The sequence below is a fragment of the Pseudofrankia asymbiotica genome (assembly GCF_001983105.1).
GTDB classification, from domain to species: Bacteria; Actinomycetota; Actinomycetes; order Frankiales; family Frankiaceae; genus Pseudofrankia; species Pseudofrankia asymbiotica.
This window is the reverse complement of the sequence record NZ_MOMC01000048.1, coordinates 1-21,285: the sequence shown is the minus strand read 5'-3', so window position 1 is coordinate 21,285 and position 21,285 is coordinate 1. Positions and strand designations below refer to the sequence as shown.

Genomic DNA, 21,285 nt, shown 5'->3' with positions numbered 1-21,285 from the left:
ACTGGGGGCATGACCCACAGCGAGCCAGCACGAACAGCGGCCCGCCGCACCCGATCACCGGCGTCCTCGCCCTCCCCAGCCGCCCCAGAAACGGGAATCACAATATATGGGTGCGGGCAGGACGAGGCCGCCTTGTTCCGGGAGCTGGCGCCTCGCTTCGGCGTTGTGCCGACCATCACGGGAGCCGCGGTATCCGCGAAAAACATCGAACTTGCTTTCGAGAACCGATGCGTCAGCGTGGACCACAGGACTCGGATCGCGAATTCGGTTCTTCGCGCCCTGAGTCGGGCCGGTGTCACGTACATCTCCACACGAAGTGTCGGGCTCGACCATATTGACATCAAATACGCGGAGAGCGTCGGCCTCACAGTCGGAAACGTCGCCTATTCGCCGGGCGGCGTCGCCGACTACACGCTGATGCTGATGCTGATGGCGGTTCGAGACGCGAAGTCCATCATCCGCCGCGCCGAGACCCGTGACTACAGGCTGAATGATGTACGCGGGAGAGAACTGCGCGATCTGACGATCGGGGTGATCGGAACGGGGCGCATCGGCACGGCGGTCATGGACAGGCTACGGGGCTTCGCCTGCCGAATACTCGCTCATGACAGCCGCCCGAAATCGTCCGCCCACCATGTTCCTMTCGCCGAGCTGCTGCGGCAGAGCGACATCGTCACGCTCCATACTCCGCTCGACGTGGACACACACCACCTCCTGAACCGCCGACGTATCGAGCAGATGAAGCGCGGCGCGATCATCATCAACACCGGACGCGGCGCGCTTCTCGATACCGAGGCCCTTGTCGCGGCGCTGGAAAGCGGCAGGCTGGGCGGCGCGGCGCTGGACGTCCTCGAAGGAGAGGAGGGAATATTCTACGTCGACTGCCGGGACAGCCTCGTCGAGAACAAGGCGCTGTCGCGGCTACGACAACTGCCGAATGTTTTCATCAGTCCCCACACCGCCTATTACACCGACCGCGCTCTGGCCGACACGGTCGAGAACAGTCTCATCAACTGCCTCGAGTTCGGGAGGAGGAAATCGGCATGGACAGGCTGAGGGTCGGGATCATATTCGGGGGCTGTTCCGAGGAACACCCCATCTCCGTCAAGTCCGCACAGGAGGTCGCGAAGAACCTCGACGTCGAAAAGTATGAGCCGTTCTATATCGGGATCACGAAAAGCGGTGCCTGGAAGCTCTGTGACGGCCCGGACGCGGCCTGGGAGAACGGCAGTTGCCGTCCGGCCGTGCTGTCGCCGGACAGAAGCGTGCACGGCCTGCTTGTCCTGGAACAGCACCGGTACGAGATGATCCGTCTCGATGTGGTTTTCCCCGTCCTGCATGGCAGGCTCGGCGAGGACGGCGCGACGCAGGGCTTGCTGGAGCTCTCCGGCATCCCCTACGTGGGCTGCGACGTCCAGAGTTCCGCCCTGTGCATGGACAAGTCCCTTGCCTACGTCGTCGCCGGACACGCGGGAATCGCCACGCCGAACTACCGGACGGTCACGGCGGACGAGAAGGTCGACCCCGGCAGCCTCACCTATCCCGTCTTCGTGAAGCCGGCCCGTTCGGGTTCGTCCTTCGGCGTCAGCAAGGTCTCTCGAAAAGAAGAACTGCCGAGCGCGCTGGAGACCGCGCGGCGGTACGACTCGAAGGTGCTGATCGAGGACGCCGTCGTCGGCAGCGAGGTGGGCTGCGCGATACTGGGGGAAAGGTTCGGACTGGTCGCGGGCGAGGTGGACCGGATTTCTCTGTCTCACGGCTTCTTCAGGATCCATCAGGAGAGTGCGCCTGAGACCGGTTCCGAGAACTCGACGGCGATCGTTCCCGCCGACATCACGACCCAGGCGCGCTCGCTCGTTCAGGAGACGGCGAAGGCCATATATCGCGCCCTGGGATGCAGGGGACTCGCGCGGGTGGACATGTTCCTGACGGAGGACGGGACCGTGGTACTCAACGAGGTCAACACCCTGCCCGGCCTGACCTCATACAGCCGCTATCCGAGAATGATGGCCGCCGCGGGTCTGCCGCTCCCTGAAGTGATCGACCGGATCGTGTCACTGACGCTGCACGGGAAAAGGCGATGAAAAGCGACTTCGTCTTTGTGGACGAATTTGTGCCCGGAATACGCTGGGATGCGAAGTACGCCACCTGGGACAACTTCACCGGCAAGCCGGTGGACGGATATCAGGCAAATCGAATCGTCGGCACGAGGGCGCTCTGCGCGGCCCTGGAGAGAGCGCGGGAGAAGGCCGCCTCCTCCGGCTTCGGCCTCTTTCTCTGGGATGGCTACCGCCCGCAACGCGCCGTGGATTGTTTCCTGCGCTGGTCAGAAAAGCCGGAGGATGGCCGGACGAAACCAAGGCACTATCCGAACATCGACAGGCCCGAGATGTTCGACAGGGGATACGTGGCCGCCAGGTCGGGCCACAGCCGGGGCGGCACGGTTGACCTGACTCTTTATCATCTGGCTACCGGTGAACTCGCCCAGATGGGCGGTGACCATGATCTGATGGACCCGGTCTCCCACCACGGCGCGAGGGAGATCACGCCGGTCGAAGCCGGGAACCGCCAGTACCTCCTCTCCGTCATGGGGTCCTGCGGATTCGATTCATACGATCGCGAGTGGTGGCACTACACGCTGAAGAACGAGCCCTACCCGAACACCTATTTCGACTTTCCCATCACATAGCCGATCCGGCCAGAGAGATCACCAGGGCGTTGAACGCATTGACAGGTATGACGGCACCGCGCGTCGTCGCCGCCGGCGGCCATTCGGCCGGGCACATCGAACCCATGATGAACTTCGCCGACGCGCTGCGCCGGCTGGAGCCCACGGCCGAGATCACCGCCCTCGGCACCGTGCGCGGTCTGGACACCACGCTCATCCCGGCCCGCGGCTACCCGCTCGAGCTCATTCCGCCGGTGCCGCTGGAACGCGGGCTGAACCGGGCTCTGCTGGGGACGCCGGGCCGGCTGCGCGAGTCGGTGCGGGCGGCCGGGGCGGTGCTCCACCGCGTGCGGGCCGAGGTCGTGGTGGGCTTTGGCGGCTACGTGGCCGTGCCGGCCTACCTCGCCGCCCGCGGGCAGGGCCTGCCGATCGTCGTCCACGAGGCGAACGCCCGGCCCGGAGTGGCCAACCGGCTGGCGGCCCGGATGACGACCCACGTGTTCACCGCCGCGCCGAGTGTGCGGCTGGCGCACGCCACCGCCATCGGTATCCCGCTGCGGCCGGCGATCACCGGGCTCGACCGACCGGCGCTGCGCGACGCCGCCCGGCGGCGGTTCGGCCTGCGTCCCGACGGGCCGGTGCTGATGGTCACCGGCGGTTCGCAGGGCGCACGGACGATCAATGCCGCGATGTCCGGCGCGGCCGCGGCGCTACGGGCGACCGGGGTGCAGGTGCTGCACATCACCGGGCCGCGGCACGCGGTCGACGTGCCGGGCGGCGGCCCCGCCGACCCGGCCTACGTCGTCGTCCCCTACGTCGACGAGATGCGGTACGCCTACGCCGCGGCCGACTTCGTGATCTGCCGTTCGGGGGCGATGACGTGCGCCGAGCTGGCCGCTGTCGGACTGCCGGCCGCGTACGTCCCGCTGCCGCTGCGCGGCGGTGAGCAGCGGCTCAACGCCGAGCCGGTCGTCGCGGCCGGCGGGGCGCTGCTCGTCGATGACGCCGACCTCAGCCCGGCCTGGATCGAGGCCACCCTGATCCCGGTGCTCACCCATCCCGAGCGGGTCGCGGCGATGTCGGCCCGCGCGTCGTCGGCCGGCGCGCCCGACGCGGGCGTCGTCCTGGCCCGGCACGTGCTCGCCGCGGCCGCGGAGCGACGAGGGCTCGCCTCATGAGGACCACCGGTCGGAGTGGCGCGGCGATCCCGCTGATCGTCATCTGCCCGTGTGCGGTGGCGCGACGGGCAGTCGCACGGTGACGCACAGCCCGCCGGCGGCCCCGGGGGTGAGGGTGAGTAATCCGTCGTGCGCCTGGGTGATGCTCTTGACGATCGCCAGGCCGAGGCCGACACCCGCATGGTCACCGCGTACGCGTTCGGTACCGCGCTGAAACGGTTCGGTGAGTGTCGAGACCAGCCGTGGAGTGAGCGTGGCGCCGGAGTTCTCGACGGTGAGCATGACGGACTCCGGGCGCAGGGCGGTGTGTACCCGCACGGTGYCGTCCTCGGGGAGGTTATGGACGATCGCATTGTGCAGGAGGTTCGTGGCCATCTGCAGCAGCAGCGCGCGCGAGCCGATGGTGGGGGTGATGTCCCCGGATGTCTGAACGGTGACGCCGCGCTTCTCCGCGAGGGGAAGAAGTATTTCGGCGGCTTCTTCCGCCACCAGGGAAAGGTCTACGTGCTCCCGGGCGAAAGATCGCTGGTCGGCGCGGCTGAGCAGGAGCAACGCCTCGGTGAGGTCGATCGCTCGGGCGTTGACGACCCGGAGGCGTTCGACGAGTTCGCCGCTGTCGCGGTCCGGGTCGTTGCGGGCCACGTCGAGCAGGGTCTGCGTGATCGCCAGCGGGGTGCGCAGTTCGTGGGAGGCATTGGCCGCGAACCTCCGCTGTTCGGCGTCGTGCGCCTCGAGCCGGGCGAGCATGGAGTCGAAGGCGTCGGCGAGTTCGCGGAACTCGTCCCGGCGGCCTTCCATCTGGATCCGGTGGGAGAGTGATCCGTTCGCGGTCAGGCGGGTCGCGTTGGTGATACGCGTCAGGGGCGCGAGCATGCTGCCCGCGAGGATCCACCCTCCCAGCAGGCTGAAAACCAGCAGGAAAGCCAGCATCGCGGCCGCCTTCGGGACGAAGGCCTGAACCAGGTCCGAGYGGTCGGGAATGAACATCAGCGGGCCGGACCGCGATTGCATTCCAGGAGGAACTGTGTAGATCGTCTCGGGTACGTAACGCAGCAGGAACACCCAGACGACCGCGAGCAGCAAGACACATACAAACATGAGGAAGCCGGCATAGCTGAGGGTGAGTTTGAGGCGAACGCTCAAACCGGGCGCCCTATCCACGGCTCCCTCTCTCACGCCCGGCGCTGGGTGCCGTGTCGATGCGGTATCCGACGCCGGGCACGGTGGCGATGATCCAGGGTTCGCCGAGGCGTTTGCGCAGGGCCGACACCGTGATGCGCACGGCGTTGGTGAAAGGGTCGGCGTTCTCGTCCCAGGCCCGTTMCAGGAGGTCCTCGGTGCTGACGACACCGCCTTCGGCGGCGACGAGAACTTCGAGCACGGCGAACTGCTTCCTGGTCAGCGCGACGTAGCGGCCGTCCCGGTAGACCTCGCGGCGGAAAGGATCAAGACGCAGGCCCGCGATCTCGCGTACCGGCGGCCTGCTGTATGTACGCCTCCGGTCGAGGGCTCGGAGCCTGAGCACGAGCTCTCTCAGCTCGAACGGCTTGGTGAGGTAGTCGTCGGCGCCGAGCTCGAAACCGGACGCCTTGTCGTCAAGGCGGTCCGCGGCAGTCAGCATCAGGATCGGCATGCCGCTGCCGGCGGCGACGATGCTTTCGGCGATCTCGTCACCGGAAGGCCCGGGAATGTCGCGGTCGAGGACGGCGAGATCGTAGACGTTGATGCTCAGCAGTTCCAGAGCGGTGTCACCGTCACCGGCGATGTCGGCCGCGATGGCCTCCAGGCGCAGCCCATCGCGGATGGCCTCTGCCATATAGGGTTCGTCCTCGACGACCAACACACGCACGCTCTCGATGCTACGAGCGGCGCATATCGTCGGCATATCGAAAACCACCTGCGTGCCGGCGGCACACAACCCGTCCACCCCGGCGGCCGCACCGACGCACCGCGGCACCGCGGCACCGGGCCGTCAGGCGTCACGGCGTTCGAGGAGCACCGCGGCGGCCAGCAGCGCGCCCGCCGCCCACAGCGCCAGGACACCGAGGCCCTTCCACGGCCCGATGGCGACGTCGCCGGAGGTGGCCTGCACCGCCAGTCCGGCGCTGGCCGGCTCGATCCGCAGCAGGCGTCGCTGCCAGGCCGGGTCGGCCACCGCGGCGTTGACGATCGGCAGCGCGTACAGGAGCGCGAGGACGACACCGATCCCGGCTGCCGGGCTACGGACACCCGTCGCGATCCCGAGGCTCAGCAGGGCGATGAGGACCAGGTACAGCACCGAGCCGATCGCCGGGCGCGCGGCCAGGGTGTATGTGGGCAGCAGAAGCCGGCCCACGACAACGGAGGCCGCCACGGCGGCCGTGGCCACGACGGCCACCACCATGGCCACGACCAGCGCCTTGGCGGCCAGGACCCGGCTCCGGCGCGGCATCGCCGTGAACGTCACCGCGGTCATGCCGCTCGCGTACTCGTCACCGATCGCCAGCACGGCGAGGACCGCCACGATCGCCTGGCCGAGCTGCACCCCGGTGAGGCTCAGCCTCGGCAGGTCCGCGCCGGGGAGCGGGTCCGAGAACCCGGCCGCGGCCGCGCTGACCGCGACCGTGCCGGCGACAACCCCGACCAGCAGCGCGCACGTGCCCGGCGACGTCCGCAGCTTGGTCCACTCGGCGCGCAACACGCACCTCATGCGTCCCGCCGGCGTTGCGTCACGGCGGCGGCGGCGAGGGCGACGGCGGCCCAGGCGGTGAGGACGGCGAAGCCGGCCCAGGGTGCCAGGGGGAAGTATCCGTCGGCCGGGGTGTAGAGGTTCGCGACCTGGGGGTACTCCGGCGAGGCCTGCTGCAGCGCGAACGCCGCCGCCGGGCTGACCCGCAGCAGCCAGCGCGCCGCGTCGCCCGTCAGGACGGTCATGGCCAGCAGGTACGGCAGGACGATCACGAGGACCGCGGTGGTGACCGCCGTGACGCCGCGGCGCAGCAGTGCGCCGAGGCCGAGGCCGAGGATCGCGGCGACGGCGAGCAGGACCGCGGTGCCGACGACGACGCGCACCTCGGTGCCGGCCGGGGCGGAATGGACGTACACGCCGTTGCCGCGCAGCACGCGCTGCCCGAACACGACCGTGGCCGCCGCCGCGGCGAGGCCGGTGACGAACATGACCCCGCCGACGACGGTGGCCTTCGCGGCGAGCACCCGCAGCCGGCCCGGACTGGCCGCGAAGGTCGTCCGGACGAGTCCGCGACGGTACTCCGCGGTGACGAACACGGTGCCCACGACGACGGCCAGGATCAGGCCGACGAAGGTGCCGACGAGCGTCTGCGTGATGGACACCCCGAGGCCCCCGGAGCCGGATACGGCCGGCGCGATATCGCCGGAACCGGTCAGGCGCATGGCGTCGCCCACCTGCTCGACCCCCGAGGCGGGGGCGGGCGGGCCCTCGGCGCCCGGGGCACCGTTCGCCGGTCCGTCGGCGTGTCCGATGACGTCCGGATGCCAGGCCGCGCCGGTCCAGCCGTCCCGGGCGGCGAGGTGGTCGAACGTGCCGGTCACCTGGGTCGGTCCGCCCATGGCGCCGGACATCAGCCCGGTGTGAAGCTCCTCGGAGTGTTGCGGGGACGTGGCGAACAGCCCGACCTCGACGGTCGGCGGCAGGCCGCGCAGCCGGGCGGTGCCGACGGTCGTCCACCGGTCGCCGTCGACGGACTCGGCGGCGGTGACGGTGTCCCCGGCGCGGGTCAGGCGCAGCCAGCGGGGAACGGCGGCGGTGACCCCGTCGGGGCTGCCGGCGACGTCATGGGTGTAGTCGTACTGCATCCGTACCCCGTGGCCGCCGGTGACCATGACCGCCGCGTAGGACGAGCCCTGGTCGGTGGCCGCCCTGATGATGAGGCCGGCCTTGGCCCACGGCTCGACGGTGTGGTTCGGCTTGTCCGGGTCTTCTCCGGTCGCTATGCCGGTCATGCCGGCGACCCGGGCGATGACCTCGCCGTCCCCGGTGAGCGCCTGGTGGAGGAACGTGAAGGTGTCGGTGACCTCCTCGCCACCGGGGCCGACCGGCAGCGAGCACTCGGAGCCCGGGCCGTTCTTGCCGCAGCTCCCCTGCATCCCCGGCATGAGCCCGAACGCCACGATGACGCCGACGATGGCGACGGTGCCGATGACCCAGCCGCGGATGGTCCGGAACTTCGTCCACTCGGCGCGCAGCGTGTCCACGAACGCGCTCACCGCGCCTCCCCCGGGGTGTGCGTCGACGCGGTGGCGGCCGACGCGGCGGCCGGCTCGGCGGCGCGGTACTCCACGGAGTCGCGGGTGAGCTCCAGGTAGGCGTCCTCGAGCGTCGCCCGGTGGGCGGCGAGCTCGGAGAACGGCACGCCGTCGCGGCTGAGCAGCGCGGCGATCGCCTCGGCCGGCAGGCCGGTCACGACGAGCGTGCCGTCCCCGGTGGCCGTCACGGACCCGCCGCCGCCCGCCAGGACCGCCGTCGCGCGCGTGGCGGCGGCGGAGCGCACCGTGACCCGGCCGTCCGACACGGCGGCCAGCAGCTGGGTGACGCTCGCGTCGGCGAGGACCCTGCCGCGGCCGGCGACCACCACGTGGTCGGCGATGTCCTGCAGCTGGCTCATCAGGTGGCTGGAGACCAGGACCGCCCGTCCCTCGGCGGCCAGCTCCCGCGTGAGGCGGCGCATCCAGATGATCCCTTCGGGATCCATGCCGTTGAACGGCTCGTCGAGCAGGAGCGTGTGCGGGTCGCCGAGCAGCGCGGCGGCGATGCCGAGGCGTTGCCGCATGCCGAGCGAGAACCCGCCGGCCCGGCGGCGGGCGACGGACGTGAGCCCGACGGTCTCGAGAACCTCGTCGACCCTGCTGGATCCAAGCCCCTGGGAGTGCGCGAGCCACAGCAGGTGGTTGCGGGCGGTGCGGCCGGGTGAGACGGCGGCGGCGTCCAGGAGCGAGCCGACGTGCCGCAGCGGGTGGCGCAGGGAGCGGTACGGGTGTCCCTCGACGAGGGCGTCGCCGTCGTCGGCGGCGTCGAGGCCGAGGACGACCCGCATGGTGGTCGATTTGCCGGCGCCGTTCGGCCCGACGAAGCCGGTGACCTGCCCCGGCTGGACGGTGAACGTCATCCCGTCGAGGGCGGTGGTCGCGCCGAACCGTTTCCGCAGTCCGTTCACGGTGATCATAGGTCGGGTTTCTAGCCGTCCGCCGGTGTCAGCCCGGTGCCGTCCGATGACACCTGGCTGCCACCGCCGGCCTGGGATGGTTGAGCGATGCGCGTCCTGGTGGTGGAGGATTTCGAGATCCTGGCCCGCACGGTCCGGACCGGGCTGCGCCGGGAGGGGATGGCGGTCGACGTCGCGCTCGACGGTGACGACGCGCTGGCGCGCCTGGCGGCCACCCGGTACGACGTGGTGGTGCTCGACCGGGACCTGCCCGGCACGCACGGCGACGAGGTGTGCCGGCGGATCGTCGCCGCGTACCCGTGCAGCCGGGTCCTCATGCTGACCGCGTCGAGCACGGTCAGGGACCGGGTCGACGGGCTTGGCCTGGGCGCCGACGACTACCTGCCCAAGCCGTTCGACTTCGCCGAGCTGGTCGCCAGGGTCCGGGCGCTCGCCCGCCGGCCGACCGCCCTGGTGCCACCGGTCCTGGAGCACGGGGACCTGACCCTCGACCCGGGCCGGCGGGTCGCGTCCCGGGGCGGGCGGCGCCTCGACCTCAGCCCGAAGGAGTTCGGGGTGCTCGAATGCCTGCTCGCCGTGCCGGGCCGGCCGGTGCCGGCCGAGGAGCTGCTCGAACGGGTGTGGGACGAGGCGGCGGACCCGTTCACGACCGCGGTGAAGACGACGATCCGACGGCTGCGCGCCAAGCTGGGCGAGCCGCCGGTGGTGTTCACCGTGCGCGAGGGTGGCTACCGGATCGGCGAGCGGTGACCCCCCGCCGGCGTCCGCTGCGCAGGCTGCGGACGCAGCTGATGCTGCTCTACGCCGTGCCCTTCTTCGTCTCGGGCACGGTGTTGCTGGCCGCGGCGCTGGTCGGGACGAAGGTGTCCTCGCCGGCCGGCTCCGTGCCTGTCGGCACCGGGCCTGGGGTGGCGCCGACGACGACGACGCAGTTCCCGTTCCTCACCTGGTCGGTGTGCGTGGCCGTGCTGCTGCTGGTGTCGGTGGGGCTGGGTTGGCTCGTGACCGTCCGGTTCCTGCGGCCGCTGCGGACCATCACGGCGACGGCGCGGGACATCTCGGCGAGCAACCTGCACCGCCGGCTGGGACCGACCGGCCGGACCGACGAGTTCGCGGAGCTCGCGGCGACCCTCGACGACCTCTTCGGCCGGCTGGAGGCGGCGTTCGCGTCGCAGCGGCGCTTCGTGGCGAACGCGTCGCACGAGCTGCGCACGCCTTTGACCGCGCAGCGAGCCATCCTGCAGGTCGCCCTCGCCGACCCCGACGCGACGGTAGAGGCGCTGCGGGTGGCCTGCGGGGAGGTGCTCGAGCTGGGCGCGACGCAGGGGCATCTGATCGAGGCACTGCTCACCCTGGCCAGCGGCGAGCAGGGAGTGGACCGACGGGAGCCGTTCGACCTGGCCGACGTCGCACGGCGGGTCCTGTCGAACCGCCCGCCGGCCCGGTCCGCCGGCGTGGCCGTCGAGGCGGCCCTCGGCGCGGCGCCCGCCTCGGGGGACCCGCTGCTCGTCGAGAGCCTGGTGGCGAACCTGGTCGACAACGCGACCCGCTACAACGTGGCCGGCGGCCGGGTCGAGGTGACGACGTCGGCCACCGCCGACGGGGCGCGGCTGTCCGTCCGCAACTCGGGACCGGTCGTCCAGCCGGCGGAGGTCGAACGGCTCTTCGAGCCGTTCCAGCAGCTGGACGGGCGGCGTGTCCGGCACGGCGAGGGCCACGGGCTGGGCCTCGCGATCGTCCGGGCGATCGCCGACGCGCATGGCGCCCGGCTCGCCGCCGCGGCCCGGCCGGCCGGTGGGCTGGACATCGAGGTCACGTTTCCGCGGGGATCAACAGACCGCCTGGTGGCGGCCGCGGGCGGCGGGCCCGGTCACCGATGAGCTCCGGTGCGGCGGGCTGCCCCGGCGGGCTGCCCCGGCGGCCGCGAGGATCCCGCAGGGGCGGCCCAGGGCTAGGAGAACTGGACGTTGCGGATGACGCAGCGCAGATCGTCTTCCTTGCCGGACGCGCCGAGGCCGGATTCCGTGGCTTGTCCGACGAGCCCGACGAGCACGCGGTCACCGCTCCCCGGCCAGCACGGCGGCGGTCACCAACGGCACCATCCACCGTCGCGGCGCCGGTGTAGCCCTCATGCCCTGCTCAGGTTCGGCCGACGGTCGACGGCGCCGAGGTCACCGGCGAACCGACCTCCGGCGCACCACTCGCGGTCGCGCTGTTCTCCACCGCCGGAGTCCACGTCGGCCTGTGACGTCCTGTACGTCGCCGTACACGACGTCGCCGCCCGCTGTGAACGACCGCGAGGAGCAGGCGGGCCGGATTGGAGGATTCGCGCGGCCAGTGACCCTGGTGCCACATCCGGCAACATTCACGCGTTCCGGATCGGCCTCTCAGGATTGGTCGGAGGTCGCGCATCACCGGTGACGCGCGCTCCGACCAATCCTGATTTCGCTGATGCCAGCGACGGGTGAGCACTCGCCGGGCTGGCGCTAGAACGCGGCACGCGAGGCCTCGGCGAGTGGGGCGGCCGTACCTATCCGGCCGACTCATCCGACCTCGGCGAGAACCTGTCGTCGCATGGCCGCGAGAGAACCCGCGGCTCGAGAGATCATATGCCACAGGTATCTCGCCCTTTAGTCCGTTACGGGCGTACTACTACAGCCTCGATCGGCCGCCTCGGCCGATGCCACGACGACCCACGAGCCAGAGCACGGCGGCAATAACTATCACCCACAGCACAGGATGAACGGTCAGCCCCAGCGCGGCGGCGATCGCGACGATGATGATCGCAACCAAGATGTCAATAAGCATAGAAGTCTCATACCCCTGAGGACCGCGCTAAACCGGACGGACTCGGCCCGCGCCCGGCGCTGGTTTGCTCGTGCGCTGTCAGGCGCGCTGTCGTGGCAGGGCGAACCAGACGATCTTTCCGTCGCCGGCGATCGGTACGGTGCCCCAAGCGTGCGCGAGCGTGTCGACCAGGTAGAGGCCCCGCCCACCGAGTGCGCCGCCGTCCGCGGACTGAACGTGTGGGACGCGGCTATCGGGGTCTTTGACGCCGACCCAGACCTGACCCTCGGAGGCTCGGACCTCGACGGTCGGATCGCCTCGGCCGTGCACGACCGCGTTGGTGACTAGTTCGCTCGTCAGCAGAAGGGCAACGTCGGCGGTTTCCCCTTCGACGCCGACATTGCGCAGGAGCGGGGCGAGCCACTGCCGGGCATACCGAGGCGAGTAGGTGGCCRCAGGCAGGATGAAGCTTTCCACCACGCGCCCCCGCGGCTTCTCCGTCTCCAGCCGTAGCGTCATGCAGGCGACCTGCTCAGCGCCGGAGCACTTAAACCGGCTGGGCCGGCCGTGGCACGTCTGGGGGTATGAGCATCTGGGCGTGTCCCKGCCGCGGGCGCGTTTGTCGCACGGTGGATACCGCATCCGTATCCGCGGGGCGCGGCTCTGGGCCGCGGCAGCTGACCAAGCCGGTGAGACTCCCGCTGCTGGCGCCCGGCAGACAGCGTATGAGCACGATACCGGTCACCGGACCTACGACCGGCCTTTCAACGCCGGGYCGCCCGGTCGGCTCTACGTACTCACGCGGCATTCAGCCGGAGAAGCGGCGCGTCGGCGTTCGTGAACCTTTCGGCCGGGGTGGTGCCGCCCCAGATCCCGTGCCGATCCCCGGTGACCACCGCGGACAGCAGGCACGGCACGCGGACCGGGCACCCGGCGCAGATCTCCTTGGCGGCCGCCTCTCGCCGACGCCGTTCCTGCCCGTCGACGCCCTCCGGCGGGAAGAAGATCTCGACCTCGGCTGATCCACAGGCAGCGCCGACCCGCCAGTCGATGAGGTCCACGTCGAGGTCCCCCTCGTCGGCGTACGCCTCGGCATGGAGATCGCCCCCGATCGCCTCAGGCACCGGGGGAACGTCGAGCGCTGGCGACGCGTCGTCGACCTCGCCGCGCGGCTGGTGGCCGACCATCCGACGCATGGAGGCGTCTTCCGCCGGGCGGGTGAGCTGAGGGCGATCAGTGGGAGCGGCGTGCGGGGGACGCGTCGGCATCGAACCTCGCTCAGAGTTGTGAACGGCAACCGCGAGACCCATTCCCTCGTAGACCAGCGCAAACCTCGCCTTCCCGCCAAGGTGCGCTACCGCGTCACGCGACCCCTGACGCGTCGCGCCGCCGAGCGTATGGAAGCAGCGCATTGCGCGGCCGCAAAGCCAGGTAACCTGCCCAGCTGAGGGCGAGCCGTAGTCGACGCGAGYCCGGTCAAGGTGGTGCTGCCTCGCCGGCGGCGCCAGGCACAGGACGTGCGGGGTGTGTCCCGGATCGCCGCACACGAAGGAGCAGCGTGCCCAATCCGCTTTCCGAACCCGTGGTGCCGATCGAGGTCCTGCTCGTCGAGGACGACCCAGGCGACGTGCTGATGACCCGGGAGGCGTTCGCGGACTACAAGGTCAAGAACAACCTGCACGTCGTCGGTGACGGGGTCCAGGCGCTGCGCTTCCTGCGCGGCGAGGGCGAGTACAGCGCCAGCCCCCGGCCGGACATCGTCCTGCTCGACCTGAACCTCCCGCTCAAGGACGGCCACCAGGTGCTGGCCGAGGTCAAGTCCGACAGCACGCTGCGGCATATTCCGGTGGTCGTGCTGACCACGTCCGAGGCCGAGGAGGACGTGCTGCGCAGCTACGACCTGCACGCCAACGCCTACATCACCAAACCCGTCGACTTCGAAAGGTTCGTMGAGGTCGTCCGACACATCGACGAGTTCTTCGTCAGCGTCGTCCGCCTTCCCCGGCCATTGACCGCCGAACGGTTCTGACGTCCGGGGCAGTGGTGGCGGCCCGGGAATGGGCGCTGCGCGCCGGGGCCAGGCGGCACGCCTCCTGAGCGCCGGTCCGCCTTCTCGAAGCTGATCAGACGACTGACGTCGTGTGGCTGAGCTCACCGGTGCCCGGTGTGCGCGCGGAATCAGTCCGCGCCCGCGTGCCGGGCATTGGTTACTCTGGGCACGTGGTCACCATCCGGCGCCGGAGCTTCAGCGCCGTCTGGATGGTGGCGCTACTGGTGATCGGCCTGTTGGGTGCCGGCGCCAGCGTCGGCGGTTCTGGTGCGGAGGCATCGAGCCGAGCGCTGGCCGCCGTGTCCTCGGCCGTCTCTCCCGCCGCCCACGCGGATGTGGTCCTTCCTCGCCTTGATGGCCGCGCAGCGGTCTCGGTGAAGCTGACCTCCGATCACCCGGGTGACCTGGCCGTCGCGGCGGCTCTCCTCGCGCTGGCGCTGCCGGGTGTCGTCTGGTGGCGGCGAGCCGCTGGTCGCGGCGACCGCCCCGACAGGCGTGCCGGCGTGCGCGGTGCCCGTGGCCCACCATGCGGGCGGGTAACGCCGTAGTAGAACCCTCGGCCGCTGCTCGCTGATCGGCGAGCGCGCAGGATCGCGGAAATCCGGCCGTTCTGACCGGGCGCCACGTTGTGGGCGGCCCGGCGGCGAAGGCGGGCAGTCGTCTGCCGACCGCCCGGCCCTCCCGGTCGACCTGCCGGACGTCCGGCCGTGCCCCGATGTCCGTGAGCACGGCGGCGCGACCTTGTTGGACGCTGCCGGTGATCTGCCACCGGGATAACGCTTCTTCGCCATGCGTCTCTTCGCCACTCCCAAGCCCGGCGTTCTTTCGCCGTGTTTGTGACGACGCGGCTGGGGTCTTCACGCACGCCCTGCCTGGCGCCGCCCGCCCGCCGCGGACCGCGCCCAGGAAACATCGTCATGGAGAGAAATCTGTGCATTCAGGACTCGACTGGGGCCGCGTGCTGCTCGTGGTCCCACTACTCGGCTTCATGTTCATCGCACCGGCGATCACTGTCTGGTGGGATCTGCGTAGAGACCGTCGCCGGTTCGGCCTGGACGCGCTGTCGCGGCCCGTTCGCTACGCCGCGGACGGCGAGCCCTACCGGGAGGGGCTACCGCCGCCTCCCGCCAGCGGTATTGGCGCCGGCCAGGTGGCCGGCGTGGACGGCGTGGACGGCGTGGACGTGGACGTGCCGTTGAAGGGGCAGCGCGTCCGCGCCGGAGCCGCTCTCGGACCGACCGCCGACCCCGAAGCGTCCGCGACGGGTCGATGACCTCCACGCCAGTCGCGCCCACCAACCCGGCAAGCCGACAGTCGGCGACTGTCGAGAGCCAACGAGAGGCCGCATCCATGGAGATCGAGGAGACCGCGCTGCCCGGGATCGGGCTGCGGCACGAGTTCACCACCCGCGGCAGGCGCCGGGTCGGCGTCGTCGCGCATCACAAGGGCCGGCGCGAGCTGGTGATCTACGACGCGGACGACCCGGACGCCGTCGCCGAGTCGCTGATGCTCACCGCCGAGGAGGGCGACGTGCTCTCCGAACTGCTCGGCGCGCCGCACATCGTCGAGAAGCTGGCCAACCTGAACAAGATGTTCGCCGGCCTGGTCGGCGAACGGATCCGGATCTCGTCGGACTCCCCGTACACGGGCCGGCTGCTCGGCGAGACCCAGGCCCGCACCCGCACCGGCGCGTCGATCGTCGCGGTCGTGCGCGACCAGGAGGTCCTCGCCTCGCCGCGGCCGGACTTCCGGTTCGCCGCCGAGGACGTCGTCGTGGTGGTCGGAACCCCGGAGAACACCGCCGCCGTCGCCGAGCTGTTCCGCACCGGCTGACCAGACAGGAGGTGGGTGACGGCGTGCATGACACGGCATCGGTCTTCATCGAGCTCGGCGGGGTGCTGTTCTGCCTCGGGATTCTGGGACACGTCGCTTCCAGGGTCGGGATCTCCCCGATCCCGTTCTATCTGCTCGCCGGGCTGGCGTTCGGCCACGGCGGACTGCTCCCGCTCGGGGCCAGCGAGGAGTTCATCAAGACGGGCGCCGAGATCGGTGTCGTCCTCCTGTTRCTCACCCTTGGCCTGGAGTACACCGCCAGCGAGCTGATCCACGGGCTGCGCCGCCAGGCCTCGGCCGGCGGCCTCGACCTCGTGCTGAACGCGGCTCCAGGCGTCGTCGCCGCGCTGCTGCTCGGCTGGGGCGCGCTCGCGGCGGTGGTCATGGGTGGGGTGACCGCGATCTCGTCGTCCGGGATCATCGCGAAGGTCCTCGGCGACCTGCACCGCCTCGGAAACCGGGAGACGCCGGTGGTGCTGTCGGTGCTGGTGCTCGAGGACCTGGCGATGGCGGTGTACCTGCCGGTCGTGACGGCGCTGCTGGCGCACCAGACCATCGCCCGCGGCTCGCTGACGGTGGCGGTCGCGCTCGGCGCGCTGGTCGGGGTGCTGATCGTGGCGCTGCGGCACGGCGCCAAGGTCACCCTGCTGGTGTTCAACCCGAAGTCCGACCGCAACGACGAGATCCTGCTGCTGCGGGCGCTCGGGCTCGCGCTGCTCGTCGCGGGCGTCGCGCAGCGCCTGGACGTGTCCGCCGCGGTCGGCGCGTTCCTGGTGGGCATCGCGCTGTCCGGCCCGGTCGCCGAGAGCGCCACCGAGGTCCTGACTCCGCTGCGGGACCTGTTCGCCGCCGTGTTCTTCGTCTTCTTCGGGCTGCAGACCGACCCGTCGGCGATCCCACCGGTGCTGGGCGCGGCGTCGCTGCTCGCGCTGGCCGGGGTCGCGACGAAGGTACTGACCGGCTGGTGGGCGGCCCGGCGGGCGGGAATCGCGACGCTCGGGCGGTTCCGCGCCGGGGCGGCGCTGGTCGCCCGCGGCGAGTTCTCGATCGTCATCGCCGGCCTCGCCGTGGCCGCCGGCGTGAACCCGAAGCTGGGCCCGCTGGCGGCCAGCTACGTACTGCTGATGGCGATCCTGGGCCCGCTCGCCGCCCGGTTCGTCGAACCCATCACCCGCGCCGCACTGCGGCGCCGGGGCCGCAAGCCCCCGGCGGCGGCCACCGCCAGTCCCGTCCGGCCCCCTGACCAGACCTCGACCGACGCCGCCGCCACGGACGATGTCAGCTCCCCACCGCCGGCGACCACGGCGCCGAGTGGCACCTAAGGTTGCGCCGGGTAGCCGCATGTCCCGAGGTCGACCTCGGCGCGGGAAGTGAAGCACGAGCCATGTCGCTCACCCTCCCCGCGGCGGCCACAGCTCAATCGCGGACCCGCGATCTACGGGGAAGGCGTGCGCCATCAGGCGGGCTCCGCGACGGGCTCGACGCCGCGGCGCCGCCGCCGGGCTCGGGCACAGCGCCACAGCTCCTCCCCGTACGGCAGGACGACCCCCAGGCTCGCGACCACTCCCATTGCCACGAGATATCCGCGCCCTACCGCGGGGCGCTTCGCCCGCAGCCCCCAGTTCTCCCACCCCCCGTCGCCGCGGGTGAGCGCGCGGACCGCGTCGACGTGCAGACAGGAAACCATCGTCAACRCCGTAAACGGCAGGGTCTCCAGAAAACTGTGGATGTGCTGCTCGATCGGCCGTACCTCGCGCGGGCTGGCGGTCGCGAGGCGCACGTCCCACATCGCGGTGGCCTCGTGCCCGACGGCCGCGGCAGCCATCAGCGTCAGGACCAGCGGATTGATCTCGCAGAGCAGCGCCAGCAGCATCGGCGCGCCGACCTCGGCCATCATCGCCGCGTGCAGCAACGACTCCGCCACGCCCGCCGTGCCCTCGATGTCCGTCCGGCGATGCATCAGATAGTCGAGAACGCCGGGAACGGCCCACGCCGGTAGCAACCCGTACATCAGCGTTCTCAGCGTGGCGTCCGCGGTCTCCCGCTCGGTGGCACCGAGYCGCCGAACAAGCTGACCCGGGGATGCCGCAGGCATCGGAAGGCGCATCCGTATCCGCATGCCCGCTCTCTGTCCCACTCCGCCGCTCCACAAACAGCTCGGATCACGTCGGGATCGCATGGCCGGTCAGCGAAGCGAGGCCGCATCCAGGCAGAGGACGACGTCGGCGGGTAGCRGTGGCCGCTCAGATCCTGGTGTTGGCGCGGTGGGGTCCGGGCCACTCGAGGAAGAGGACGGTCGCGTCGTCCTGGAGCCGGCCACGATGATGGTCGATCAGGGCGCGCATGAGGCGGCGCAGAGTTTCGGGGACCGTCAGACCGTCGGCGTGGTGGCGGATAACGAAGTCCACGAACCGGGACAGCCCAAACTCGCGACCATTCGCGTCGCGCGCTTCGGTGACGCCGTCGGTATAGAGCAGCAGCCGGTCGCCGGGTTCGAGCTGCTCACGGCACAGGGTCACGCTCAGTCCAAGGTCAGTACCCAACGGATGGGCGGGAGGGCACGGCAGCGAGCTGACCCACCGGCCGCCGCGGACAACGACGGGCGGGTGGTGGCCGTAGTTGACCCAGGTGAGCAGGCCGCTGCGCGTGTCGAGGTCGGCCAGGATCGCGGTGACATAACGAGCGGAGTCGAACTGTTCGACGAGGGCCCGCTCGATCTGCTGACCGATGGTGATCAGGTCGGCGTTCTGCCTGCGGTTGCTACGACAGGCCGCCATCGACAGGTTGGCTGCCAGCCCGGCGGCGGTGTCGTGCCCCATCGCGTCGAAGACCGCGGCGTGGACCGTGTCGCCGGCGATCGCGTAGTCGAAGGCGTCGCCGCCGACCTCGTACGCCGGCTCCATCGCCGCGGCGATCACGACGTGCTGGTTGGCGAACGACGTCGGTGGCATCAGCTGCCACTGCATCTCCGCCGCGATCGTCATCGGCTGGCTGCGTACCAGCCGGGCATGGGAGTCGCTTGCCGCCCGTTTGCTCACCAGGAGGAGACCCACCAGCGCCGCGAGCTCCCGCAACGCCGTCTGCCCGGCGTCGTCCCCCGGAACGGGGATGGCGCGCAGCACGCCCAGACGCTCGGTCCCGTCCAGGACCGGCGCCCAGTACACGAGTCGGCCATCGGCCTCGGGCGTCCGGCTGGTCAGAGTGCGCACATCACGGAACGCACGTCCAGGCAATGAACTGTCGACACCGAACTCCTGCCCGTCCTGTCCGGCGTCAAGTCCCCGACCAGTCACCTCCCGAAGCACCACGCCCCGCAGATCGGCGACATACAGCCGGACCTGATCGAGACCCACCTCGGCGGCATGCTCGGCGACCAGCTTCGGCAACTCGTCGAAGGCGGCCAACCGCCCCAGGTCCAACAAGCCGCCGAGCATGCGATTCTTCGGATCGGACACCACACCACCTGTTGGACGGACGACGCGTTTCGCGGCCGGATCGCACCGCCCGATGGGTGAGCTCCACCCGACAACCGCGCTCTTCTCCGGGCCTACCCGACTAGTCAGCGCCTCGAACGCGCGCCGTCCCGGCATCCTCGGTGGCCAGCTGGACCTCTCGCGGCTGATCGCCCTCGTCGAAGACGCGGTCGTGCTCACGCTCGCCGTCCCGGCCAGCAGGCGACCCAGCCCACCGGTACCTCGCCGGGGACCCGGACGTGGCCATTGGACGTGACACTGACTGGCCCTGCCACACACCGCTGGCGCGACGTTCCTGATCTCGATGTTCTGCCGCCGCGGCTGGCGAACGTCGTGATGGACGGGGCGGGACAGAGTGGGCGGCGGGTAGGGCCCGCTGCGTGCACGGCTGTGGGCGCCGGTTGCCCTAGCTCTGGGTCCGCTCGGCGCCCGACGCCACGACGCGGATCGTCTCAAGCTGGGAGTCGGCCGCGTCCGGTAGTTCCATTCCCGCTTCCAGTCCGGAACGCAGGTAGTGYAGGACGCTCTCGTCCAGCCGCTCCCCCGGCACGACGACCGGGATGCCGGGCGGATACGGGGTGATCTGCTCCGCCGCTACCCTACCGGCTGCCTTCTCGATCTTGATGTCCTCTACCGGGCCGAAGAAGGCGTCGCGGGGCAGCATGACCGTCTCCAGCTCCAGCTCGCCGAGGTTCGGCAGGATGACCGGCGTCGGCTGGGGCAGCGAGGAAGCCGCGCGGACCAGGTCCCGCAGACCGGCCAGCAGGCGCTCGACCGTCGTGAAGTCATCGGCGAACGACAGCTGGACGCCGATGCGGCGATGATCGCTCTCGCCCACGTCCAGCCGGGGATTGTCCCGCAGCCAGTCGGCGGCCTGGTATCCGCTGATACCCAGCTCCGAGACGTCGACCAGCAGCTGAAGGAGGTCCAGGTCGTGCGATGCCTGCACRCCGAGCAACTCGTCGTGCAGGACATGCAGGCCGTCGACGGACTCGATCTCGTCCCGCGCCCAGCGCGCCAGCCGGAGGGCCGCCGCGAGCTGGCCGTGCCCGCGCGAGACCATTTGTCGTCGCCACCCGTCCATCGCCGCATAGATCAGGACGTTCGGGCTGGTCGTTGACAGCAGGTCCGCGCAGGCCGACAGCCGTGCCGAGTCGATCCGGTCGCCCTGCAGGTGGAACACCGAGCCCTGTTCGAATCCGGCCCCGGCCTTGTGGATGCTCACCACGCAGAGATCCGCGCCGGCGTCCATAGCCCACGTCGGAAGGTCATCGTGGAACGGCAGGTGCGCGCCCCACGCCTCGTCGACGATCAGCGGTCTGYCTCGTCGGTGGCAGATCTCGGCGATCGACGCCAGGTCGGCGCAGGTTCCGTATGGCGTCGGGCTCACGATCAACGCGCCCGCGCTGTCGGGATACCGTTCCCACGCCCGCTCGACGGCTTCCGGCGACGGCGGGTGTGCCAGGTGCAGCTCATTGTCATAGCGGGGTTGGACCCATCGGGGCCGCAGACCGGAGAAGATCAGGCCGCCGACGACCGACTTGTGCGCGTCGCGGGAGAGGATCAGCTCGCCTCCGGTTCCACTCGGGCCGCCGACCCCACCGACGCCGGCGACCGCGAGCATGGCCGCCTTGACCGACAGCGAACTGCCGCAGGTCGAGAAGAACGCGTGCTCGGCGCCGACCGCCTCAGCCATCAGCTTCTGCGCCGTCTCTAGTGCAGCTCCGCGTAAGTCTTGCTGGGGTTGTCATCAGGCGGCTTTCAGGGGCTCGCCGGTGTAGGTCCAGCGGTATGGCTTGGCAGTGCGGTCGTGGACTTCGATGAAGTGGAGGATCTTGTTGGCGAGGTTGTCGCGGGAGGTGAAGTCGCCGCGGCGCAGGAGCTGGCGGGTGAGGGTGGAGAAGAAGATCTCGACCATGTTCAGCCAGCTGGCGTGCTTCGGGGTGTAGGTCACGACGAACCGGGGGTGGGCCGCGAGCCACCGCCGGGTCGCGTGCGCGGTGTGGCTCGACCCGTTGTCCATCACCAGGTAGATCTTCAGTGTCGGGTCGATCGCCTCGGCGAGCCTGGTCAGGAACCAGGTGAAGTTCGCCGAGTTGTTCTTCCCGGGGATGAT

Annotated in this window: 22 protein-coding genes and 1 pseudogene; 10 read left to right on the top strand and 13 right to left on the bottom strand. The window is 70.5% G+C overall.

All coding sequences use genetic code 11. From position 1 onward, the window contains the following. Positions 1 to 9 precede the first annotated feature (9 nt). From BL253_RS23575 to BL253_RS23560, 4 genes are read left to right on the top strand one after another with little or no spacing between them, the layout of a single operon-like run. Positions 10 to 1,056, top strand: coding sequence for an NAD(P)-dependent oxidoreductase (locus BL253_RS23575; RefSeq protein WP_076819294.1), 1,047 nt, complete (start codon positions 10 to 12; stop codon positions 1,054 to 1,056). Next, positions 1,044 to 2,084 (top strand): D-alanine--(R)-lactate ligase VanA-Sc, encoded by a 1,041-nt coding sequence (gene vanA-Sc, locus BL253_RS23570; RefSeq protein WP_076819293.1) that lies wholly within the window; start codon positions 1,044 to 1,046, stop codon positions 2,082 to 2,084. The genes BL253_RS23575 and vanA-Sc overlap by 13 nt, the downstream gene beginning before the upstream one ends. After that, positions 2,081 to 2,689 carry a D-Ala-D-Ala dipeptidase VanX gene (vanX, locus tag BL253_RS23565; RefSeq protein ID WP_076819292.1) on the top strand — a complete coding sequence of 203 codons (609 nt, stop codon included), beginning with the start codon at positions 2,081 to 2,083 and terminating at the stop codon, positions 2,687 to 2,689. The genes vanA-Sc and vanX overlap by 4 nt, the downstream gene beginning before the upstream one ends. A 47-nt stretch (positions 2,690 to 2,736) precedes the next feature. Continuing rightward, entirely contained in the window at positions 2,737 to 3,846 is a 1,110-nt protein-coding gene (locus BL253_RS23560) for a UDP-N-acetylglucosamine--N-acetylmuramyl-(pentapeptide) pyrophosphoryl-undecaprenol N-acetylglucosamine transferase (RefSeq protein ID WP_076819291.1), read from the top strand. Positions 3,847 to 3,885: 39 nt separating this feature from the next. On the opposite strand, the gene BL253_RS23555 is transcribed toward BL253_RS23560, so the two are convergent. From BL253_RS23555 to BL253_RS23535, 5 genes are all read right to left on the bottom strand, one after another. Beyond that, complete coding sequence (locus tag BL253_RS23555) at positions 3,886 to 4,989, bottom strand: sensor histidine kinase (protein ID WP_274535242.1); 1,104 nt, start codon at positions 4,987 to 4,989, stop codon at positions 3,886 to 3,888. 10 nt (positions 4,990 to 4,999) lie between these two features. Beyond that, positions 5,000 to 5,695, bottom strand: a complete 696-nt coding sequence (locus BL253_RS23550; protein ID WP_076819289.1) for a response regulator transcription factor — start codon at positions 5,693 to 5,695, stop codon at positions 5,000 to 5,002. A 123-nt stretch (positions 5,696 to 5,818) separates the two neighbouring features. Beyond that, positions 5,819 to 6,535: an ABC transporter permease gene (locus BL253_RS23545; RefSeq protein WP_076819288.1), complete on the bottom strand. Its 717-nt coding sequence runs from the start codon at positions 6,533 to 6,535 to the stop codon at positions 5,819 to 5,821. Next, positions 6,532 to 8,070, bottom strand: coding sequence for a DUF1349 domain-containing protein (locus tag BL253_RS23540; protein ID WP_076819287.1), 1,539 nt, complete (start codon positions 8,068 to 8,070; stop codon positions 6,532 to 6,534). The genes BL253_RS23545 and BL253_RS23540 overlap by 4 nt, the downstream gene beginning before the upstream one ends. Next, the gene (locus BL253_RS23535; RefSeq protein WP_076819286.1) at positions 8,067 to 9,026 is read right to left on the bottom strand and encodes an ABC transporter ATP-binding protein; all 960 of its coding nucleotides are present in this window, start codon (positions 9,024 to 9,026) and stop codon (positions 8,067 to 8,069) included. Before BL253_RS23535 ends, BL253_RS23540 begins: the two co-directional genes overlap by 4 nt. Before the next feature lie 87 nt (positions 9,027 to 9,113). On the opposite strand from BL253_RS23535, the gene BL253_RS23530 reads away from it, so the two are divergent. Further along, entirely contained in the window at positions 9,114 to 9,776 is a 663-nt protein-coding gene (locus BL253_RS23530; RefSeq protein ID WP_076819285.1) for a response regulator transcription factor, read from the top strand. Next, the gene (locus BL253_RS23525) at positions 9,773 to 10,906 is read left to right on the top strand and encodes a sensor histidine kinase (protein WP_081438605.1); all 1,134 of its coding nucleotides are present in this window, start codon (positions 9,773 to 9,775) and stop codon (positions 10,904 to 10,906) included. Before BL253_RS23530 ends, BL253_RS23525 begins: the two co-directional genes overlap by 4 nt. A gap of 772 nt (positions 10,907 to 11,678) precedes the next feature. Here BL253_RS23525 and BL253_RS42990 read toward each other — a convergent pair. The 3 genes from BL253_RS42990 to BL253_RS39505 form a co-directional block, all read right to left on the bottom strand. Further along, a complete protein-coding gene (locus BL253_RS42990; RefSeq protein WP_198946371.1) occupies positions 11,679 to 11,834 on the bottom strand; it encodes a hypothetical protein in 156 nt (51 codons plus the stop codon). 78 nt (positions 11,835 to 11,912) lie between these two features. Beyond that, positions 11,913 to 12,332, bottom strand: coding sequence for an ATP-binding protein (locus tag BL253_RS23520; RefSeq protein ID WP_076819284.1), 420 nt, complete (start codon positions 12,330 to 12,332; stop codon positions 11,913 to 11,915). A gap of 278 nt (positions 12,333 to 12,610) precedes the next feature. Next, positions 12,611 to 13,009 carry a WhiB family transcriptional regulator gene (locus BL253_RS39505; protein ID WP_241835046.1) on the bottom strand — a complete coding sequence of 133 codons (399 nt, stop codon included), beginning with the start codon at positions 13,007 to 13,009 and terminating at the stop codon, positions 12,611 to 12,613. Positions 13,010 to 13,371: 362 nt separating this feature from the next. Between BL253_RS39505 and BL253_RS23510 the strand changes: the two genes are divergently transcribed. The 4 genes from BL253_RS23510 (at position 13,372) to BL253_RS23490 (ending at position 17,018) form a co-directional block, all read left to right on the top strand. Next, the gene (locus BL253_RS23510) at positions 13,372 to 13,842 is read left to right on the top strand and encodes a response regulator (protein WP_076819283.1); all 471 of its coding nucleotides are present in this window, start codon (positions 13,372 to 13,374) and stop codon (positions 13,840 to 13,842) included. 952 nt (positions 13,843 to 14,794) lie between these two features. Continuing rightward, complete coding sequence (locus BL253_RS23500; protein WP_131831553.1) at positions 14,795 to 15,136, top strand: hypothetical protein; 342 nt, start codon at positions 14,795 to 14,797, stop codon at positions 15,134 to 15,136. Between the two features lie 77 nt (positions 15,137 to 15,213). Further along, entirely contained in the window at positions 15,214 to 15,696 is a 483-nt protein-coding gene (locus tag BL253_RS23495) for a cation:proton antiporter regulatory subunit (RefSeq protein ID WP_076819280.1), read from the top strand. Positions 15,697 to 15,719: 23 nt separating this feature from the next. Further along, the gene (locus BL253_RS23490) at positions 15,720 to 17,018 is read left to right on the top strand and encodes a cation:proton antiporter (protein ID WP_081438619.1); all 1,299 of its coding nucleotides are present in this window, start codon (positions 15,720 to 15,722) and stop codon (positions 17,016 to 17,018) included. Between the two features lie 134 nt (positions 17,019 to 17,152). Here the strand turns inward: BL253_RS23490 and BL253_RS23485 are convergent, their stop codons facing one another. From BL253_RS23485 to BL253_RS23470, 5 genes and pseudogenes are all read right to left on the bottom strand, one after another. After that, entirely contained in the window at positions 17,153 to 17,791 is a 639-nt protein-coding gene (locus BL253_RS23485; protein WP_076819348.1) for a hypothetical protein, read from the bottom strand. 148 nt (positions 17,792 to 17,939) lie between these two features. Then, positions 17,940 to 19,151 carry a PP2C family protein-serine/threonine phosphatase gene (locus BL253_RS23480; RefSeq protein WP_241835045.1) on the bottom strand — a complete coding sequence of 404 codons (1,212 nt, stop codon included), beginning with the start codon at positions 19,149 to 19,151 and terminating at the stop codon, positions 17,940 to 17,942. A 424-nt stretch (positions 19,152 to 19,575) separates the two neighbouring features. Beyond that, the gene (locus BL253_RS45900) at positions 19,576 to 19,833 is read right to left on the bottom strand and encodes an Orn/Lys/Arg family decarboxylase (RefSeq protein ID WP_274535245.1); all 258 of its coding nucleotides are present in this window, start codon (positions 19,831 to 19,833) and stop codon (positions 19,576 to 19,578) included. Between the two features lie 324 nt (positions 19,834 to 20,157). Next, positions 20,158 to 20,874, bottom strand: a pseudogene (locus BL253_RS45895) (aminotransferase class I/II-fold pyridoxal phosphate-dependent enzyme); the annotation flags it as partial. Positions 20,875 to 20,919: 45 nt separating this feature from the next. Beyond that, the coding region (locus BL253_RS23470; protein WP_198946370.1) for a transposase at positions 20,920 to 21,285 on the bottom strand (366 nt) is incomplete at its 5' end.

What these genes read in the sequence shown, in the direction of transcription:
- BL253_RS42990 (WP_198946371.1), bottom strand. Translation starts at nt 11,834, where the DNA reads ATGCTTATTGACATCTTGGTTGCGATCATCATCGTCGCGATCGCCGCC.
- BL253_RS23495 (WP_076819280.1), top strand. Translation starts at nt 15,214, where the DNA reads ATGGAGATCGAGGAGACCGCGCTGCCCGGGATCGGGCTGCGGCACGAG.
- BL253_RS23545 (WP_076819288.1), bottom strand. Translation starts at nt 6,535, where the DNA reads ATGAGGTGCGTGTTGCGCGCCGAGTGGACCAAGCTGCGGACGTCGCCG.
- vanX (WP_076819292.1), top strand. Translation starts at nt 2,081, where the DNA reads ATGAAAAGCGACTTCGTCTTTGTGGACGAATTTGTGCCCGGAATACGC.
- BL253_RS23530 (WP_076819285.1), top strand. Translation starts at nt 9,114, where the DNA reads ATGCGCGTCCTGGTGGTGGAGGATTTCGAGATCCTGGCCCGCACGGTC.
- BL253_RS23560 (WP_076819291.1), top strand. Translation starts at nt 2,737, where the DNA reads ATGACGGCACCGCGCGTCGTCGCCGCCGGCGGCCATTCGGCCGGGCAC.
- vanA-Sc (WP_076819293.1), top strand. Translation starts at nt 1,044, where the DNA reads ATGGACAGGCTGAGGGTCGGGATCATATTCGGGGGCTGTTCCGAGGAA.
- BL253_RS23535 (WP_076819286.1), bottom strand. Translation starts at nt 9,026, where the DNA reads ATGATCACCGTGAACGGACTGCGGAAACGGTTCGGCGCGACCACCGCC.
- BL253_RS39505 (WP_241835046.1), bottom strand. Translation starts at nt 13,009, where the DNA reads ATGCGTCGGATGGTCGGCCACCAGCCGCGCGGCGAGGTCGACGACGCG.